Annotated in this window: 19 protein-coding genes; 9 read left to right on the top strand and 10 right to left on the bottom strand. The window is 63.1% G+C overall.

The features are described from left to right. Nucleotides 1-35 precede the first annotated feature (35 nt). The gene (locus FSZ31_RS09165; protein WP_147123043.1) at nt 36-725 is read right to left on the bottom strand and encodes a squalene/phytoene synthase family protein; all 690 of its coding nucleotides are present in this window, start codon (nt 723-725) and stop codon (nt 36-38) included. Between the two features lie 102 nt (nt 726-827). Here FSZ31_RS09165 and FSZ31_RS09160 point away from each other — a divergent pair, with 102 nt between their 5' ends. The 3 genes from FSZ31_RS09160 to FSZ31_RS09150 are packed head-to-tail and all read left to right on the top strand — an operon-like array spanning nt 828 to nt 4,098. Beyond that, a complete protein-coding gene (locus tag FSZ31_RS09160; RefSeq protein ID WP_147123042.1) occupies nt 828-2,780 on the top strand; it encodes a pilus assembly protein in 1,953 nt (650 codons plus the stop codon). Next, a complete protein-coding gene (locus FSZ31_RS09155; protein ID WP_147123041.1) occupies nt 2,777-3,397 on the top strand; it encodes a TadE/TadG family type IV pilus assembly protein in 621 nt (206 codons plus the stop codon). The genes FSZ31_RS09160 and FSZ31_RS09155 overlap by 4 nt, the downstream gene beginning before the upstream one ends. After that, the gene (locus FSZ31_RS09150; RefSeq protein WP_201739151.1) at nt 3,394-4,098 is read left to right on the top strand and encodes a TadE/TadG family type IV pilus assembly protein; all 705 of its coding nucleotides are present in this window, start codon (nt 3,394-3,396) and stop codon (nt 4,096-4,098) included. Before FSZ31_RS09155 ends, FSZ31_RS09150 begins: the two co-directional genes overlap by 4 nt. A gap of 3 nt (nt 4,099-4,101) precedes the next feature. Here FSZ31_RS09150 and FSZ31_RS09145 read toward each other — a convergent pair whose 3' ends face one another. From FSZ31_RS09145 to eno, 4 genes are all read right to left on the bottom strand, one after another. Continuing rightward, the gene (locus FSZ31_RS09145; RefSeq protein ID WP_147123040.1) at nt 4,102-5,517 is read right to left on the bottom strand and encodes a pyruvate dehydrogenase complex E1 component subunit beta; all 1,416 of its coding nucleotides are present in this window, start codon (nt 5,515-5,517) and stop codon (nt 4,102-4,104) included. Then, complete coding sequence (gene pdhA, locus FSZ31_RS09140; RefSeq protein ID WP_147123039.1) at nt 5,517-6,602, bottom strand: pyruvate dehydrogenase (acetyl-transferring) E1 component subunit alpha; 1,086 nt, start codon at nt 6,600-6,602, stop codon at nt 5,517-5,519. Before pdhA ends, FSZ31_RS09145 begins: the two co-directional genes overlap by 1 nt. Before the next feature lie 98 nt (nt 6,603-6,700). Beyond that, a complete protein-coding gene (locus FSZ31_RS09135; RefSeq protein WP_236643743.1) occupies nt 6,701-7,078 on the bottom strand; it encodes an FtsB family cell division protein in 378 nt (125 codons plus the stop codon). Between the two features lie 33 nt (nt 7,079-7,111). Next, entirely contained in the window at nt 7,112-8,389 is a 1,278-nt protein-coding gene (eno, locus tag FSZ31_RS09130; protein ID WP_147123038.1) for a phosphopyruvate hydratase, read from the bottom strand. Between the two features lie 242 nt (nt 8,390-8,631). Here eno and FSZ31_RS09125 point away from each other — a divergent pair, with 242 nt between their 5' ends. The 5 genes from FSZ31_RS09125 to FSZ31_RS09105 all read left to right on the top strand — a co-directional run bounded on the left by FSZ31_RS09125 (nt 8,632) and on the right by FSZ31_RS09105 (nt 10,857). Then, nucleotides 8,632-9,228, top strand: a complete 597-nt coding sequence (locus FSZ31_RS09125) for a hypothetical protein (protein WP_147123037.1) — start codon at nt 8,632-8,634, stop codon at nt 9,226-9,228. 25 nt (nt 9,229-9,253) lie between these two features. After that, a complete protein-coding gene (locus FSZ31_RS09120) occupies nt 9,254-9,655 on the top strand; it encodes a phage holin family protein (protein WP_147123036.1) in 402 nt (133 codons plus the stop codon). Nucleotides 9,656-9,663: 8 nt separating this feature from the next. Next, nucleotides 9,664-10,077, top strand: a complete 414-nt coding sequence (locus FSZ31_RS09115; RefSeq protein ID WP_147123035.1) for a hypothetical protein — start codon at nt 9,664-9,666, stop codon at nt 10,075-10,077. 2 nt (nt 10,078-10,079) lie between these two features. Beyond that, nucleotides 10,080-10,541 carry a hypothetical protein gene (locus FSZ31_RS09110; protein WP_147123034.1) on the top strand — a complete coding sequence of 154 codons (462 nt, stop codon included), beginning with the start codon at nt 10,080-10,082 and terminating at the stop codon, nt 10,539-10,541. Between the two features lie 85 nt (nt 10,542-10,626). Further along, nucleotides 10,627-10,857, top strand: a complete 231-nt coding sequence (locus tag FSZ31_RS09105; protein WP_147123033.1) for a DUF4170 domain-containing protein — start codon at nt 10,627-10,629, stop codon at nt 10,855-10,857. Nucleotide 10,858: 1 nt separating this feature from the next. Here the strand turns inward: FSZ31_RS09105 and FSZ31_RS09100 are convergent, their stop codons facing one another. From FSZ31_RS09100 to carA, 5 genes are all read right to left on the bottom strand, one after another. Continuing rightward, entirely contained in the window at nt 10,859-11,515 is a 657-nt protein-coding gene (locus FSZ31_RS09100) for a rhomboid family intramembrane serine protease (protein WP_147123032.1), read from the bottom strand. Nucleotides 11,516-11,537: 22 nt separating this feature from the next. Beyond that, complete coding sequence (greA, locus tag FSZ31_RS09095; protein WP_147123031.1) at nt 11,538-12,014, bottom strand: transcription elongation factor GreA; 477 nt, start codon at nt 12,012-12,014, stop codon at nt 11,538-11,540. A gap of 99 nt (nt 12,015-12,113) precedes the next feature. After that, nucleotides 12,114-15,458 (bottom strand): carbamoyl-phosphate synthase large subunit, encoded by a 3,345-nt coding sequence (gene carB, locus FSZ31_RS09090; protein WP_147123030.1) that lies wholly within the window; start codon nt 15,456-15,458, stop codon nt 12,114-12,116. Next, nucleotides 15,458-15,913: a hypothetical protein gene (locus FSZ31_RS09085; protein ID WP_147123029.1), complete on the bottom strand. Its 456-nt coding sequence runs from the start codon at nt 15,911-15,913 to the stop codon at nt 15,458-15,460. The genes carB and FSZ31_RS09085 overlap by 1 nt, the downstream gene beginning before the upstream one ends. Beyond that, nucleotides 15,913-17,097: a glutamine-hydrolyzing carbamoyl-phosphate synthase small subunit gene (gene carA, locus FSZ31_RS09080; RefSeq protein ID WP_147123028.1), complete on the bottom strand. Its 1,185-nt coding sequence runs from the start codon at nt 17,095-17,097 to the stop codon at nt 15,913-15,915. The genes FSZ31_RS09085 and carA overlap by 1 nt, the downstream gene beginning before the upstream one ends. A gap of 129 nt (nt 17,098-17,226) precedes the next feature. Here carA and FSZ31_RS09075 point away from each other — a divergent pair, with 129 nt between their 5' ends. Then, nucleotides 17,227-17,679 (top strand): GatB/YqeY domain-containing protein, encoded by a 453-nt coding sequence (locus tag FSZ31_RS09075; RefSeq protein WP_147123027.1) that lies wholly within the window; start codon nt 17,227-17,229, stop codon nt 17,677-17,679. Nucleotides 17,680-17,769 lie beyond the last annotated feature (90 nt).

The following is a 17,769-nucleotide window of genomic DNA, read 5'->3' as shown; positions in this document are numbered from 1 at the left end:
ATGCTATGCAAATCGCCGGCCGATGCCAAGATGCTTCAGCGCCCGATCAGTCCCATGCGCAACAAATAGAGCTGGTCGCGCAGGGGAGAAGGCGTGCCGTGGCGCAAGGCTATCCGCCGCGACCATCCCGCGAGCGCACGCAGCGCACGGGGGCCACCGCGGTCGTTCGCATTGGCCTCCGCGGCATGATCGAACAACGACGCCGTGATCGCTTCGTCGTCGATGTGCGTCGCCAGATCGACGGCAGCCCAGCATGTCCCGAGGCCTTGTCGATCAGGGCCAGCGGGATCGAGGATTTCGCTGGCGAGCGCAGCGAGGGTCGCACCGCGGCCTTTGGCATGGGTAATTGCCGCAGCACGATCGAGTGGCTGAGCGAGCAAGAGCCGCTCCCAAATGTCCACCAGTTCGGCCAGGCTATCGATCTGGGCGGCGGGCACGAACTGCGCGAGCGCGGCAAGCACCGGATCGGGCCGTTGCCTGGGTGTCGCCAGTGCGGCGATCTCGTCGCGCCACCAGGCCAGCCTGAGCTGGGCCATGATCGCATCGCCGCCCTTGGCGCGGGCAACCGTTGCGGCCATCGCCCGGTCGAATGCCCAGATCGCCGACAGCGGTTGCCGTTTCGTAGGCGAAACCATTGCCAGCAGCACCGGATTGTCGAGCGCGACCACGTCAGGCCGCACTTCCGGGAGGGTCTGCAATGGCACCGCTTCGTGTTGAATTGTCATTAACCACACCGTTTAGGCTGCGATGAACCATCAGCCACTATGGGTCATGGCACGAAAGTGGGATTAGGCACAGCCGCCCAGCGCTGAGGGGTTCAGGGACCAATGATCCAGATGCTGAAAAAGACCGTTCGCGCCATGCGTCGCCTTGCCCGCGACGAAGGCGGCAACACGCTCATCATCACCGCTTTCCTGCTCTTCCCGATGATCGGGATGATCGGATCGGGCGTCGACATGAGCCGCGCCTATATGGTCAAGACGCGGTTGCAATCGGCCTGCGACGCCGGCGTCCTCGCCGGGCGCAAGGCGATGGGACAGGTCGGGAGCTACAACACGGCGGCCCAGTCCAAGGCCAATACGATGTTCAATTTCAACTTCAACGGCGACGGCGTCAAGGTCACCAATACGAGCTTCACCACTGCGGCAAACACCGAGGGTCAGGTGAACGGGAACGCGTCGACCAAGCTCCCGACGCTGATCATGAAGACTTTCGGTTACACCAACTTTGATCTGACCGTGACGTGCAGCGCCGAACTGCAGATCGCCAACGCCGACATCATGTTCGTGCTCGACACCACGGGTTCGATGGCGTGGTGCCCAAATGGTAGCAGCAGCTGTAATGGCGGCTCGGGCTCGCGCATTGCGGGCATCCGCGAAGCCGTCGCCGATTTTCACAAGACAATCGCGGCAGCGGTGACCAACGATACCGAGACGCGGATCCGCTATGGCTTCGTGCCGTACAGTTCATCGGTCAATGTCAGTGGCCTGATCGCCGCGGGTCAGTTCCCGGCCAGCTATCTGGCGAACAGCCACACCTATCAGACACGGCTCGCGGTGTACGATACCCCCGTATATACGGTGTCCAGCACGACCAACGTCGGCTCGGCGCAGACACAGGTCTATAATAGCGGAGCCGACATTTCGAGTAACCAGTGCAACGATTATGCCGATAACAACTATCCGTCCAGTGGCACAAATCCTCTTATCCTCAGCGGTTCGAAGCCCGGCACCGTGCGCGAGCGAATATATTATAATCCCGAATGGGGCTATTCGGGTGCCCCTGATAAAAAGGGCAACACCCGCTCGTGCCGTCGGACCTACCAGGACCGTGACGTCAATTATGTGAGCGGTGGGTTTTCCTGGACCAAATGGCGCTATACCGCCGATCCGATTTCGACCGTCGGGATAAAGACTGGCAGCACGCAAATCGCCACTGGCACCGCGGGTACCGTCACAACGGCTGGCGTCTATGATCCCGTCGACCTGCTGACCGCGCCCGGCGCAAAGGGAATTATTTCGACGAACAGCACGTGGCAAGGCTGTATCGAAGAGCGCGCGACGGTCAGGAACTTTGCCATGTCGCCGGTGCCGTCGGGTGCGACCGATCTCGACATCAATAGCGCCCCGACAAGCGAAGCGACGCGCTGGAAGCCGCTGTGGGAGCACGTCGAATATTATCGCTACAACAACCTGACGAGCGTCGATTCGACGACCACGCTCAACAGCGTCAACGCCAACTGCCCCGAGACGATGCGCGAATTCACCGCGGTCGATACGGTCAATGCGACGACCGTGCCGACGTGGCTGACCAATTATCTCGACTCGCTTCAACCATCAGGTTCAACCTATCACGATATCGGCATGATCTGGGGTGCACGCCTCGGCAGTCCGCGCGGCATCTTCAAATCGATCGTCGACGACGGCGTGACCAAATCGGTCAGCCGCCACATCATCTTCATGACCGATGGCGAAATGGCACCGACAACGACGACGTATTCGTCCTATGGTCAGGAAATCTACGACAATCGCGTGGCACCGTCGGGCACCAACAACAGTACGTTGACCGACTACCATTCGAACCGTTTCCTCGCCGCATGTGAAGCCGCGAAGGCCGAGGGCTACATGATCTGGACGGTCAGTTTCGGCACCGGGATGACAGACAATCTGCGCAAATGTTCGAGCGACAACCGGGCGTATGAATCGTCGAGCACCACCGCGCTCAAGGACGCCTTCAAGGCGATCGCCTCGCAGATCGCCGACCTGAGGCTCAACAAATGAGCCTGCTGCGGAAGTTCGCCAAACGCCTAGGTGCCAGCGAAGACGGCTCGACGATGATCGAATTCGCGATCATCGGACCGATCTTTTTCATGTTCATCTTCGGCATTTTCGATATCGGCTACGCTGCCTACAACCACGCCATTCTCGAAGGTGCGGTGCAGAATGCAGGTCGTAGTTCGGGACTGCAATCGGGACCGACGGCTCAGTCCATCGTCGATGCAACGGTCGCCGCGCGCATCCATGACGTAAACAAAGTCGCTGTCGTGACCTTTTCACGCAAGAACTACGAGAATTTCGATGTTGTCGGCATGCCCGAGGATTTCGTCGATGCCAACGGAAACGCCAAATACGATACGTCCGAATGTTTCACCGACGTCAACGGCAACAACAAATGGGATGCCGATAGTGGTGCGGCAGGTCTCGGTGGCGCCGACGATGTCGTCGTTTATACCGTGACCGAGAAGTTCGATTCCATGTTTCCGCTCTGGAGTCTGCTCAACATGCAGAACAAGAACAACTATTTCCAGAAAAGTCGCCAGCTCACGGCAACGACGATCCTGCGCAACCAGCCGTTCGGCAGCCAGGCCGCACGCCCGACCAAATCGGTGTGCCCATGACCCGCGGGTCAGGCGCCATCGCCCGATGCGTCGGGCGGCTTCGCGGACTGGGCCGTGACACATCGGCACTCGCTTATGTCGAATTTGCATATATGCTCCCGATCCTGATGGTCCTGGGCCTCGGCGGGATCGAGCTCGGCAACCTTGCGATCACCCATATGCGGATCAGTCAGGTCGCGCTGTCGCTCGCCGACAACGCTTCGCGCGCCAAGCAGAAAGTCGCCACCGGCCTGCCCCGACTGCGCGAAACCGACATCAACCAGGCGCTGACCGCCGCCCAGTTGCAGGCGGGTGGCCTGAACCTGATCAAAAACGGTCGCATCATCCTGTCGAGCCTGGAAAAAAACGCGGACGGCGGCCAATGGATCCACTGGCAGCGCTGTTCGGGTAGCAAGGTTTATGTTTCGAGTTTCGGCCTCCAAGGCGACGGGGCCAGCGGTACCGCGATGAAGGGCATGGGTCCCGCAGGCAAACAGGTCGCCGCCGATACCGGATTTGCCATCATGTTCGTCGAAGTCGCCTACGACTATCAGCCGATCATCTTCGGATCGATGTTCGGCCCGCAGGTGATCAAGAAAACCGCCGCGATGTACGTTCGCGACGATCGCGACCTCACGGGCGATACAACCAAGGCTGCCAAATATGGCAACGTCTACAATCCCTCGCCAGCCGTTCCCGATTCGAAAATCGGATTCTGCTGACCGTTAGCGGTAGCTGACTTTCCTGGCCGCAGCGACGACGCGCGCCGCATCGACCAGCGCCAGTTTCTCGAGGTTCGCCGCATAGGGAAGAGGAACGTCCTCGTTGGTCACGCGCAGGACCGGCGCGTCGAGCCAGTCGAAACCCTGTTCCATGCACACCGCCGAAATCTCGCTGGCGATCGAACAGGTCGGCCAGCCTTCCTCGACGACGACGACGCGGTTGGTCTTCTTGAGGCTTTCGAGGACCGTGACGGTATCGAGCGGACGCAGCGTGCGCAGGTCGATCACCTCGGCGTCGATCCCCTCTCCTGCCAGCATCTCGGCCGCCTCGAGTGCCACCCCGACGCCGATCGAATAGCTGACCAAAGTCACGTCGGCGCCTTCGCGGACGATCCGCGCCTTGCCGATCGGCAGGACATGGTCGTCGAGATCGGGAATATCGAAGCTCTTGCCGTACATCAGCTCGTTTTCGAGGAATACGACGGGGTCTTCGCTGCGGATCGCCGCCTTGAGCAGGCCCTTGGCATCGGCCGCGTCGTAAGGTGCGATGACGATCAGCCCAGGTACGCTGGCGTACCACGGGCCATAATTCTGGCTGTGCTGTGCGCCGACGCGGCTGGCGGCGCCATTGGGGCCGCGAAAGACGATCGGGCAGCGCATCTGGCCGCCTGACATATAATTGGTCTTGGCCGCCGAGTTGATGATGTGGTCGATCGCCTGCATCGCGAAATTGAACGTCATGAACTCGACGATCGGGCGCAGGCCGCCCATCGCCGCGCCGGTGCCGAGACCGGCAAAGCCATATTCGGTGATCGGCGTATCGATGACGCGCGCCGGGCCGAACTCCTCGAGCAGACCCTGCGTCACCTTGTAGGCGCCCTGGTACTCGGCGACTTCCTCGCCCATCACGAACACGCGGTCGTCGCCGCGCATCTCTTCGGCCATCGCGTCGCGCAAGGCTTCGCGGACGGTCGTCGTAACCATCTTGGTGCCATCGGGAATCGCCGGGTCCGACGGGCGCGGCTTGGCCGGCGGAGCGTCGTGCTTGGTAATCTCGGCCTCCGATTCGGCGCGGCCGACATCCTTGCCCTCGCCCGGAACGTCAACCGGCGCGGCGGCAGCGGGAGCGGGCGCAGCGGGAGCAGCTTTCGGCGCTTCGACCGTGCTGGCATCCTCGTCTTCACCGGCGATCATCGCGATGACGGTGCCGACCTTGACCGCGTCGGTCCCCTCGGCGACCAGGATCTTGGCGATCGTGCCTTCGTCGACCGCTTCGAATTCCATCGTCGCCTTGTCGGTTTCGATCTCGGCCAGGATGTCGCCCGATTTGACCTCGTCGCCTTCCTTGACGAGCCATTTGGCGAGCGTGCCTTCTTCCATCGTCGGTGACAGAGCGGGCATCTTGAGTTCGATCGCCATCAGTAGGTCTCCACCAGGACGTCGGTGTAGAGTTCGGCCGCCTCTGGCTCGGGCGAGTTTTCGGCAAAGTCGGCGGCGTCGCTGACGATCTTCCTGATCTCCTTGTCGATGTCCTTCATCGCCTCTTCCTTGACGCCCTGTTTTTCGAGCAGTTTCTTCACGTGTTCGATCGGGTCCGACTTGTCGCGCACCGCCTGGACCTCGTCGCGGCTGCGGTATTTGGCCGGATCGCTCATCGAATGGCCGCGATAGCGGTAGGTCTTGAGTTCGAGCAGGATCGGTCCCTTGCCGGCACGGACCCATTTGAGCGCCTCTTCGGCCGCGCCGCGGACCGCGAGCACGTCCATCCCGTCGACCTGCAGCCCGGGAATGCGAAAGCTCTCGCCGCGGCGGTAGAGCTGGTCCTCGGCCGACGAGCGGTTGACGCTGGTGCCCATCGCATACTGGTTGTTCTCGATCACGAAGATGATCGGCAGCTTCCACAGCTCGGCCATGTTGAAGCTTTCGTAGACCTGGCCCTGGTTGGCCGCGCCGTCGCCGAAATAGGCCATGCAGACGCCGCCGTCCTTGCGGTATTTGTGCGCGAAGCCGAGCCCGGTGCCGAGCGAGACCTGCGCCCCGACGATGCCGTGGCCGCCATAGAATTTATGTTCGACGCTGAACATGTGCATCGAACCGCCCTTGCCCTTCGATATGCCCGCCTGACGACCGGTCAGTTCGGCCATGATCAGCTTGGGGTCGATACCGTAAGCGAGCATGTGGCCGTGATCGCGATAGCCGGTGATGACGCTGTCCTTGTCACCGTCGAGCGCCGACTGCAGGCCGATCGCGACCGCCTCCTGGCCGATATAGAGGTGGCAGAAGCCGCCGATCAGGCCGAGGCCGTATAGCTGCCCCGCCTTTTCCTCGAAGCGGCGGATGAGCAGCATGTCGCGATAGAACTGGAGCAATTCGTCCTTGCTCGCGTCGAACGGCTCGGGCTGGTCGGGGCGTTCACGATTGGGCAGTGCGGGCGGAGCGCTCTTGGTCGCAGCCTTTTTGGCCGGGGCCGGTTTCGCGGCGGGGCGCGACGGAGATTTCGCCAAGGGACAGTCCTTTCGACGGTCGATAAGGGTCAGCGCCGGAACCGGCGCGGCTTTGGGGCAGCCTTGGCAAAGACTAGCCCGGGCTGCAAGCCGTAGCGTTAGCGCGGCGCGCTATCGGGCGTATTGCGCGGGATGATTACCTCGCCGGGATCGTTGACGTTGAGTTCCTTGCGCACCAGCTCGTCGACGAGATCGGGGTCGGCATGGCGCGGATCGACGAGCTTGGTGCGGTTCTGCAGGCGCGCTTCCTCGGCCTTGAGCTTTTCCAGCTCGACCTTCTTTTTCGACAGCGACTGGCGATAATCGCCCCAGGCGTAGAGCCCGGTCGGTCCGAACACCGCATAGCTGACCATCGCGACGAGGATCACCACCGCCAGCGCAGGGCCGAGCGCCGACACGATCGCCCGCTTTCGTTTGGGCAAAGGTAAGGTGCCGTTATGCGCTGGCTTGCCGTCGGATTTGGTCGTGGGTTTCACGGGTCGGGACTGAATCACAATCGCTGCGGGCAATCAAGCGGCGAAGATCGAACGGCCCGCATAGACCGCGGTATCGCCAAGCTCTTCCTCGATGCGGATCAACTGGTTGTACTTCGCGAGCCGGTCCGACCGTGCCAGGCTGCCGGTCTTGATCTGCCCGCAATTGGTCGCCACCGCGAGGTCCGCGATTGTCGTATCCTCGGTCTCGCCCGAGCGGTGCGACATGACCGCGGTGTAGCCCGCGCGCTGCGCCATCGCGACCGCCTCGAGCGTTTCGGTCAGCGTGCCGATCTGGTTGACCTTGACGAGCAGCGAGTTGGCCAGGCCGCGCTTGATGCCGTCGGCAAGCCGCGCCGGATTGGTGACGAACAGGTCGTCGCCGACGAGCTGACAACGATCGCCGATCGCGCGCGTCAGCGCTTCCCAGCCGGCAAAATCATCCTCGCTCATGCCGTCCTCGATCGACCGGATCGGATAATCGTTGATAAGCTGTGCCAGATAACCCGCCATTTCGACCGGCGACAGCGAGATGCCCTCGCCCGCCATGGTGTATGTGCCGTCGCGGAAATATTCGGTCGCGGCGCAATCGAGCGCCAGGACGACGTCGTCGCCCGCGGTAAAGCCTGCCTGTGCGATCGATTCCATGATGAAGTCGAGCGCCGCACGCGTCGAGGCGAGGTTGGGGGCAAAGCCGCCTTCGTCACCAACCGCGGTCGCGAGACCCTTCTGGTGCAGGCCCTTCTTGAGCGTGTGAAAGATCTCTGCACCCCAGCGCACGCCTTCGGCCAGGCTGTCGGCGCCGACGGGCATGATCATGAATTCCTGGATGTCGATCGGGTTGTCGGCGTGTTCGCCGCCATTGATGATGTTCATCATCGGCACCGGCAGGACATGCGCCTGGACCCCGCCGACATAGCGATAGAGCGGCAGGCCGCGCGCGCTGGCCGCGGCCTTGGCGACCGCCAGGCTCACGCCGAGGATCGCGTTCGCGCCGAGCCGGCCCTTGTTGGCGCTGCCGTCGAGCGCGATCATCGCCATGTCGATTTCGCGCTGGTCCTCGGCATCGAGGCCGACAATCAGCTCGGCGATCTCGCCCTTGACCGCGGCGACCGCCTTGGTCACCCCCTTGCCGAGGTAGCGTGCCGTATCGCCATCGCGCAGTTCGACCGCCTCATGCGCGCCGGTCGAGGCGCCCGATGGCACCGCCGCGCGGCCCAGGCTGCCATCCTCCAGCAAGATGTCGACCTCGACCGTCGGGTTGCCCCGGCTGTCGAGAATTTCGCGGGCGTGGATATCGATGATGGCGGTCACGGCGGTGTGCTCCGGGTCTGGTGGGCGCGGCGCGGGCCGCGCGAATGGCTCGAACGATGCGCTGCCTCTAATCCGGCGACACGCGGCGCGCAATGTTGACGACGCCGGTGCATTCCATTGCTTGCGCCCAAATTCGCTAAGGTGTATTACTTATATACGTCACCGGAACAAATGTCACATCCGGTGGTTGTCGAGATGAAACGATTTGCTATCTCGATATTCCGTTCGAAAGGAGCCGCATCATGGCTGACAAGAAAACCCCGACCAAACCCGCCGCCAAGGCAAAGAAGCCGACCACGGCCAAGACCCCGCCGCGCCCATCGGCCAAGCGTGCCGCTGCCGCCAGGGCGCCGCGCCCCGCCGCCCCGATCAAGTCGGGCGCATCGCGCAAGGCCGCCACGACTTCGGCGACGACCAGCGAAGTGAAACACAATTTCGCCGCGACCCGCGACAGCGTCAGCAAGCTCGCCAGCGAGAAGGCGGCGCAGCTGAAATCCGATGCCGCGCGCATGACCGAGGATGCGGGGGCCCGCGCCAAGGTGATGGCACGCGACGGCAAGGACAAGGCCGCCGGCGCAATCGCCAGCCTGGCCAAATATATCGACGACAGCGCCTCGAGCGTCGATGATCGTCTCGGCGACCAGTATGGTGAATATGCTCGCACCGCTGCCGCCTCGATCGCCAGCCTCGCCGCGACGGTCGAGAAACAGGACGTCGACGAACTGATCGACAACACCCGCGAATTCGTCCGCAAGAGCCCGGCAATCGCCATCGGTGGCGCGGCCGTCGTCGGTTTCATCATGGCGCGCATGCTGCGAGGCGGTTCTTCTGACGCTTGATCCCGATCTGAACGAACGCGCCGACATGTCTGCAACCGGCGACCGCGTCCATCACGGCTATGCGCCGCCGATCGACGATGAGGACGATGATCCGCGCCCGTCGGTCACGCAAACGATCGAGGCGCTGGTCGAAGAAGGCAAACGCTCGGCCAAGGCCGAACTTTCGCTGCTCCGCGCGACGGTCAACTTTGTCACCGATTCGACGGTTCACGCGGTCGTCTGGCTGACCGCGGCGGCGATGCTGAGCATGATGGGCGTCTTCGCGATCGCGGTCATCGCGGTGTTGGCGTTGAACCGCATCATGGCCTTGCTGCCGGCGGTATCGATCGTCGCGGTTGCGCTCGTCGTTCTCGCCGGCGTCTGCGTGATGATCGGCCGGTCGAAGATCAGCGCGATCAAACAGGCACTGGGAGCGAAAAGCGAATGAAGGACACGATGCGCAGCGAACTGAGTGCCGCGAGGGGGCGCGCGACCGCGCACCGCGTGTTGCTCAAGCGCAATATCGTCGCGACCAAGGAGCGCCTTTCGCCCGGCGAGCTCAAGCGTGACGTGACCTACAAGCTGCGCGCGATCGGTCGCGATACCCGCGACGGTACGGTCCAGACGGTCAAGAGCCATCCCTATGCGATCGCTGCCGGTGCTGTCGCGATTGCCGCTTTTCTGCTACGCAAACCGATTGCGACGGTCTCGCCAAAGGTCGGCCACTGGCTGTCGGATCGCTTTGCCGATACGCGCGCCGCGCTCGGCGGCAAGGATACGCGATCGCGCTGGTGGCACCGCGACCGCTTGAAGCGATTATTCCAACGTAACGGCGAATCCTCGCCGACCCACGAAACCCCAGGAGACTGACCATGGCTCGCAAGATTTTCAAACAGTTCGGAAAGATCAAGGACGATGCCGGCGAGACCGCTTCGGCGGCGCGAGACCGTATCGCCGAAACCTATGGCAATGCCCGCGCCAAGGGCGAAGTGCTCGCCGAAAAGGGCCGCGTCGTTGCAGGCGAAGCGCTCGAAACCAGCCGCGACGCTGCAAACCGCGCGCTTGAAGCCGGTCGGATCAAGGCCGGTCACGCCTATGAAGCCGGGTCGGAAAAGGCGCGCGAAGCCTATCAGGCGGGTCGCGGCAAGGCAGTCGAGCTCTACGCCGACGGTCGTGAAAAGGCCGGCGAACTTTATGCCGACGGCCGCGAATATGCCCGGGAGCTTCCCGCCAAGACGTCGGACGGGATCCAGCGCAACCCCCTGCTCGCCCTCGTCAGCGCGACGGCGGTCGGCCTGTTCGCCGGGATCATGCTGCCCAAATCAAAGCGCTAAGAGCTTTCGCGCCGCACAGTTGCGGTGCGGCGATGCGGTTGCTAACGGCGCGGGTGAAATTTCTCCCGCGCCAAGGCAATCGAACATGAGCAGCAAGTTACACCTGGTTTTCGGCGGACGCGTCAGCGATCCGCGCACGCTCGACTTTACCGATCTCTCGACGATCGATATCGTTGGCGTTTATCCCGACTATAAATCTGCCGAAAAGGCCTGGCGCGGCGCGGCCCAGCGGACCGTTGACGATGCCGAAATGAAATATGTCGTCGTCCACCTGCACCGGCTGCTCGATCCGGGCGAGGATGGCAACGTCGCCTGACCTAATGCCGCGTGTCGTCGCCGCGCGCGATGACCTGGCGCTCGTGCAGGCGCAGCATCGGCACCGCGAGGGCCAGCCCGGCGAGAAATCCGCCGACATGCGCCCAGATCGCGATCGCCATGCCGCTGCCGCCAAAGGCGTAGCCGACCATGACCTGCAGCCCGATCCAGGCCACCGCCAGCCAGGCAACGTGGAGCACGACGGGGGGAATGCCGAAGCGCCCGGCGACGCGTCGCTTGCTGAACAGCAGGGCGTAAGCGCCAACCAGCGCCGATATCGCCCCGCTCGCACCGACCACGGGGACGATACTGGCAGGGTCGGCGAGATATTGCGCGGCAGCGGCGGCATAAGCACCGACGAGGTACAGCGCGAGCATCAGCCAGCGCCCGAGGGCGAGTTCGACGAACCGACCGCAGAACAATAGCATCAGCCCATTGAAGGCGATGTGCATCGCGCCCGAATGGAGCAAGGTCGAGCTCAAGGGCGTCAGCCAGACCGGCACCGCGCCGGGAAGGTCGATGAGGCCAGCGACGCGCGCAGGAATGAACCCGCCCGCGATGAAGCCGTAATCCTGCCAGCCCGACAGCGCCAACGCAGCCCAGGCGATCACCGTGACAGCCAGGATGATGTTGGTAAAAAGGCCCGGTGGCATGCGCATGGCTATGCTCGATGCGCTCCGATCAGATGAACTCGATCTTTTCGATGACGTAATATTTGTCGCCCGACGGCACCGTCAGTTCGACCTCTTCGTCGACGACGCGGCCGATCAGCGCGCGGCCGAGCGGCGAGTTGTACGAGATCTTGCCGCTCTTGGCGTCGGCTTCGGCCTGGCCGACGAGCTGGTAGGTCACCGGCTTGTCGTTTTCGTCGAGCAGGTGGACCGTCGCGCCGAACACGACCTTGTCGCCCGACAGCGTCGTCGGATCGATGATCTGCGCGCGGCTGAGCTTGTCCTCGAGATCGCCGATCGACGCCTCGACCTGCCCCTGGCGCTCCTTGGCAGCATGGTATTCGGCGTTTTCGCTGAGATCGCCATGCGCGCGCGCCACTTCGATCGCCTCGACGATCGTCGGGCGTTCTTCCTTGAGCGCCTTGAGCTGGGCGGTCATCATCTCATAGCCTTCGACCAGCATCGGCATTTTTTCGACGGTTGCCATGGCGCGCGTCCTTTCTGTGAGCTTCGACCGACTCAAAAGCCCGCTTGGCGGCGGCGGCAAGGCCGGACGCTGCGCGAAGGGGCATGTTGTCGGGATGTGTTACTGGTTGGAATAATAGGCCTGAAGCGGTTTCACTTCAAGGCTGTGCGAGCGCAGCGCGTCGATCGCCTGTGCAACCGCGTTCGAAGCGGGCGCGGTGGTGTAATAGGGAACGTGCCCGAGCAGCGCCGACGCGCGGATCGATTGCGAATCCTTGAGGCTCTGCCAGCCCTCGGTCGTGTTGAAGATGAGGTCGATATCGCCGTCCTTGATCCGGTCGACGATATGCGGGCGACCCTGGGCGACTTTGTTGACGCGCTCGACGGCGATACCGACGCCTTCAAGGAAGGATGCGGTGCCGTCGGTGGCGACGATCGACCAACCCATCTGCTCCATCAGCCGTGCGGCGGGGACGATGACGGGTTTGTCGCTTTCCTTGACCGAGATGAACACGGTGCCATCGAGCGGGACCTTGATGTTCGCGCCGAGCTGCGACTTGGCGAAGGCCATCGCGAAATTGCTGTCGATCCCCATCACTTCGCCGGTCGATTTCATCTCGGGGCTGAGCACCGGGTCGATCCCGGCGAAACGCGCGAAGGGGAACACCGCCTCCTTGACCGCGACGTACGAGATGTGGCGATCGATCTTCGGCAGGTCGGCGAGCATTTCGCCCGCCATGACGCGCGCGGCGATCTTGGCGATCGGGGCGCCGATCGCCTTGGCGACGAACGGCACCGTCCGGCTGGCGCGCGGATTGACCTCGATCAGATAGACCTCGCCGTCCTTGACCGCGAACTGGATGTTCATCAGGCCGCGGACCTTGAGCCCGTGCGCGAGCAATTCGGTCTGCCGTTCGATCTCGGCGATGATGTCCGCCGACAGGCTGTGCGGCGGGATGGCGCAGGCGCTGTCGCCCGAATGGACGCCGGCTTCCTCGATATGCTGCAGCACGCCGGCAACGACGACGTCGGTGCCGTCGCAGATCGCATCGACGTCGACCTCGATCGCGTCGCGCAGATACTGGTCGATCAGGACGGGGGTTTCAGCCGAAATCTTGACCTCGTTGGCGATATAGTCGTCGAGCTGCTCGGGGCCGTCGACGATTTCCATCGACCGCCCGCCGAGAACGTAGCTTGGCCGGGTCAGCACCGGGTAGCCGATCCGCGCGGCGATCGCGATCGCCTCGTCGCGGCTGCGGGCCATGCCGTTGGCAGGCTGTTTGAGATCGAGCTTGTTGACGAGGCGGGCAAAGCGTTCGCGGTCTTCGGCGAGATCGATCGCGTCGGGGCTGGTGCCGAGGATGGGGATGCCCTCGGCCTCGAGCTCGCGGGCAAGGTTGAGCGGCGTCTGGCCACCGAACTGGACGATGACACCGACGAGTTCGCCGCGGCTTGCCTCGAGCTGGAGGATTTCGAGCACGTCCTCGACCGTCAGAGGCTCGAAATAGAGCCGGTCGGAGGTGTCGTAGTCGGTCGAGACGGTCTCGGGGTTGCAGTTGACCATGATCGTTTCATAGCCCGCCCCGCCCTTGCTCGCGTCGCCGAGCGCGAAGCTGGCGTGGCAGCAGCAATAGTCGAACTCGATGCCCTGGCCGATGCGGTTTGGCCCGCCGCCGAGGATGACGACCTTGCGCCGGTCAGACGGCATCGCCTCATTCTCTGGCTCTCCGAAGCTCGGCGCTTCATAGGTCGAGTACATATAGGGCGTCTTGGCATCGAATTCGGCGGCGCAGGTGTCGATGCGCTTGAAGACGGGACGCACGCCCAGTTTATGCCGCAGCTTGCGCACTTCGGCTTCGGTGACGGCGCCGGCCATCGCCTTCATCGCGTCGTGGACGAGGCCCGAGCCATAGGCCTGAGTGCGGCGCGTTCCCTTGGGTGCGTGGGTCGACATAAGCGCGAGATAGGCGAGCCGCTTGTCGGAAAAGCCCATCGCCTTGAGGCGCCGCATCCCGGCGGCGTCGCGTGGCAGGCCGTCGCTGCACACTTCGCGCTCGGCCACGATGATTTCGGCGAGACGATCCAGGAACCACGGGTCGAACCCGGCGACGGCGTGGATTTCGGCGACGCTGAGGCCTTCTCGAAGGGCTTGCGCGGCGACGAGCAGGCGATCGGGGGTCGGGCGCGCCAGCGCGGTCAGGATCGCCTCTTTCGACGCGCCTTCGAGCGCCTCGACGAAATCGAGGCCGGCGAGCCCGGTTTCGAGCCCGCGCAGTGCCTTTTGCAGGCTCTCGTGGAAATTGCGGCCGATCGCCATGACCTCGCCGACCGACTTCATCGCGGTCGACAGCAGCTGTTCGGCGCCCTTGAACTTCTCGAAGGCGAAGCGCGGGATCTTGGTGACGACGTAATCGATCGTCGGTTCGAACGACGCAGGCGTGCAGCCGGTAATGTCGTTGTCGATCTCGTCGAGCGTGTAGCCGACCGCGAGCTTGGCCGCGACCTTGGCGATGGGAAAGCCCGTCGCTTTCGACGCCAGCGCCGATGATCGCGACACGCGCGGGTTCATTTCGATCACGACTAGGCGTCCGTCGGCGGGATTGACCGCGAACTGGACGTTCGACCCGCCGGTTTCGACGCCGATCTCACGCAGCACCGCGATGCTCGCGTTGCGCATGATCTGGTATTCCTTGTCGGTCAGCGTCAGCGCCGGCGCGACGGTGATCGAATCGCCCGTATGGACGCCCATCGGGTCGATATTCTCGATCGAACAGATGATGATGCAGTTGTCGGCGCGATCGCGCACGACCTCCATCTCGTACTCTTTCCAGCCGATGACCGATTCCTCGATCAGCACTTCGCTGGTCGGCGAGGCGTCGAGGCCCGATTTGACGATCTCCTCGAATTCCTCGCGGTTATAGGCGACGCCGCCGCCCTGCCCGCCCATCGTGAAGCTCGGCCGCATGATCGCGGGCAGGCCGATATGTTCGAGCGCGGCGAGCGCGTCGTCCATATTGTGCGCGATCGCGCTGCGCGGGCTTTCGAGCCCGATCTTGTCCATCGCTCTCTTGAACTTCTCGCGATCCTCGGCCTTGTCGATCGCCTCGGCATCGGCGCCGATCATGACGACGCCGTATTTCTCGAGCACCCCCATCTTGTTGAGGCTCAGCGCGCAGTTGAGCGCGGTCTGCCCGCCCATCGTCGGCAGCACCGCGTCAGGGCGTTCCTTCTCGATGATCTTGGCGACCACCTCGGGCGTGATCGGCTCGACATAGGTCGCGTCGGCCAATTCGGGATCGGTCATGATCGTCGCGGGGTTGGAGTTGACCAGGATGACCCGGTAACCCTCTTCCTTGAGCGCCTTGATCGCCTGCGTGCCCGAATAATCGAACTCGCACGCCTGGCCGATAACGATCGGCCCCGCGCCGATGACGAGGATCGAGGAAATGTCGGTACGTTTGGGCATTATATCTTTCCGCCAGCATAAAGGGCTGCAATTGCTGTGATAATTGCCGCAAGAATGATGGCGAGAACTTCTGGTTTTCCCCAACCCCTCACCCACCGAAATACTCTGGCAAGCAAAGGCTTTCCCGTATGATCCATTCCTATTTGCGAGGAACGCTCGTCGACGCCTGTAGCATGTTTAGGCAATGCATCCGTGGTGGGGGAGGATGCCATCACACCAAGTGACGTAAGCCCCTCTCGAGTTATCTCGTATCCCGCGTACCTTGGGTTATCGAAGTTCGAAGTGACCAGCCTCGCCTTTACGAGGTGATCCAAGCATAATTTTGCCGCTTTTGAATTCGTCTTGGGAATCATCTTGCTGGCGATGCTTGGGGCGGTAACTGGATGACCGTGACGTTCCAATTCGTGTGCGAGTATCTGTAGAACTTCGTGCTCTTTTTGGTTGATCGCCAACATTATTTTAGCCCCCCCACGAACTTTTCGAACAGGTAGAAGCTGTCCTGCGGGCCGGGGCTGGCCTCGGGGTGATATTGCACGCCGAAGGCGCGTTTGTCGGTGAAGGCGATGCCGCAGTTCGAGCCGTCGAACAGGCTGCGGTGCGTTTCGACGACATTGGCGGGGAGCGTGTCGCCGTCGACCGCGAAGCCGTGGTTCATGGATGTGATCTCGACGAGGCCGCTGTGCGGCTGATCGCCGATCCGCTGGACGGGGTGGTTGGCGCCGCGGTGGCCCTGGTGCATCTTGACCGTCTTAGCGCCCGCGGCGAGCGCGAGCAGCTGATGCCCCAGGCAGATGCCGAAGATTGGCACGTCGGCGTCGAGCAGCGCCTTGATCACCGGCACCGCATATTCGCCCGTCGCGGCCGGATCACCGGGGCCGTTCGACAGGAAAACGCCGTCGGGCTTTTCCGCCATGATATCGGCATAGGTCGCGGTTGCGGGCAGCACGGTGACGCTGGCGCCGGCGCGGACGAGGTTGCGGAAGATGTTGCGCTTGGCGCCGTAGTCGATCGCGACGACGTGCGGCCTTTCGCCCTCGCCCTGCGCCCCGTAGCCAAACCCCAGTCGCCACGGGCCGCCGTCCCACAGCTTTTTCTGCGGGCCGCTGACGCTTTTGGCTAGGTCCATGCCTTTGAGGCCGGGCCAGGCTTTCGCCTTGGCGAGCAGCGCGTCGATATCGAACTGGCCCGCGGCATTGTGCGCGATCACTGCATTGGGCGCGCCGGCTTCGCGGATCCGGCGCGTCAGTGCGCGGGTGTCGATCCCCGAAATGCCGATCCGCCCGCGCGCCTTCATCCAGGCGTCGAAGCCTTCGGTGCTGCGGAAATTGCTTGGCCGGGTAATATCCTCGCGCACGACGCAGCCGAGCGCGTGGGCGTCGTCGGCCTCTATATCGTCGTCATTGGCGCCGACATTGCCGATGTGCGGGAAGGTGAAGGTGATGATCTGTCCGGCATAGCTGGGATCGGTCATCACTTCCTGATAGCCGGTCATCGCGGTGTTGAAGACGAGCTCGCCAACCGCATCGCCCTCTGCGCCGAAGCCTCTGCCCCAGATCGCGGTTCCGTCGGCGAGCAACAGCAGGGCGGTCGCGCCCTTTGGCACGCCGGCAGTGCGGCTGTCGGGCTTGGTATCGGGCATAAGGGTGTCCGTCGGCATGAGGCTAAACGGCCAGATATTTATGCCTGCCCGGCGCGCGATACAATCTATCGAAAAAAGAAGTTTGCCGCTAAGGTTAGCGTTTCCGTGATGAAAGGGAGTCTCCGCGCCATGATTCGCGACGACGTAAAAGCTGCGCAAATTTCCTCGATGAAGTCAGGCGACAAGCCGACATTGGCGGCGGTCCGCCTGATCCTTGCCAAGATCAAGGATCGCGACATCGAGCTGCGCGGCAAGGCTCCGCCCGCCGACGACGACGCGATGGTCGTCGAGGTAATGCAGAAAATGATCAAGCAGCGCCGCGAATCGATCGACATGTATCGCAAGGGCGGCCGCGACGAGCTTGCCGATGCCGAACAGGGCGAGCTCGAGGTGATCGAGCGGTTCCTGCCCGCGCAGATGGACGAGGCGGCAACGCGCGCGGCGATCGAGACGATCAAGGCCGAAACCGGCGCCGCGTCGGTCAAGGACATGGGCCGCGTCATGGCCGCGCTCAAGAGCCGCCACGGTGCCGAGCTCGACATGAGCCAGGCGAGCCGGCTGGTGAAGGAATCGCTGGCGTGACGTGCGACCTGGGCCACCCCTCACCCGCTTACCCTGAGCTTGTCGAAGGGCCAGCGCGCGGAAGGGCTTCGACGAGCTCAGCCCGAACGG

This window comes from Flavisphingopyxis soli, assembly GCF_007995095.1.
GTDB classification, from domain to species: domain Bacteria; phylum Pseudomonadota; class Alphaproteobacteria; order Sphingomonadales; family Sphingomonadaceae; genus Flavisphingopyxis; species Flavisphingopyxis soli.
Note: the sequence above shows the minus strand (reverse complement) of the source record. Positions and strands in the feature narration are given on the sequence as shown.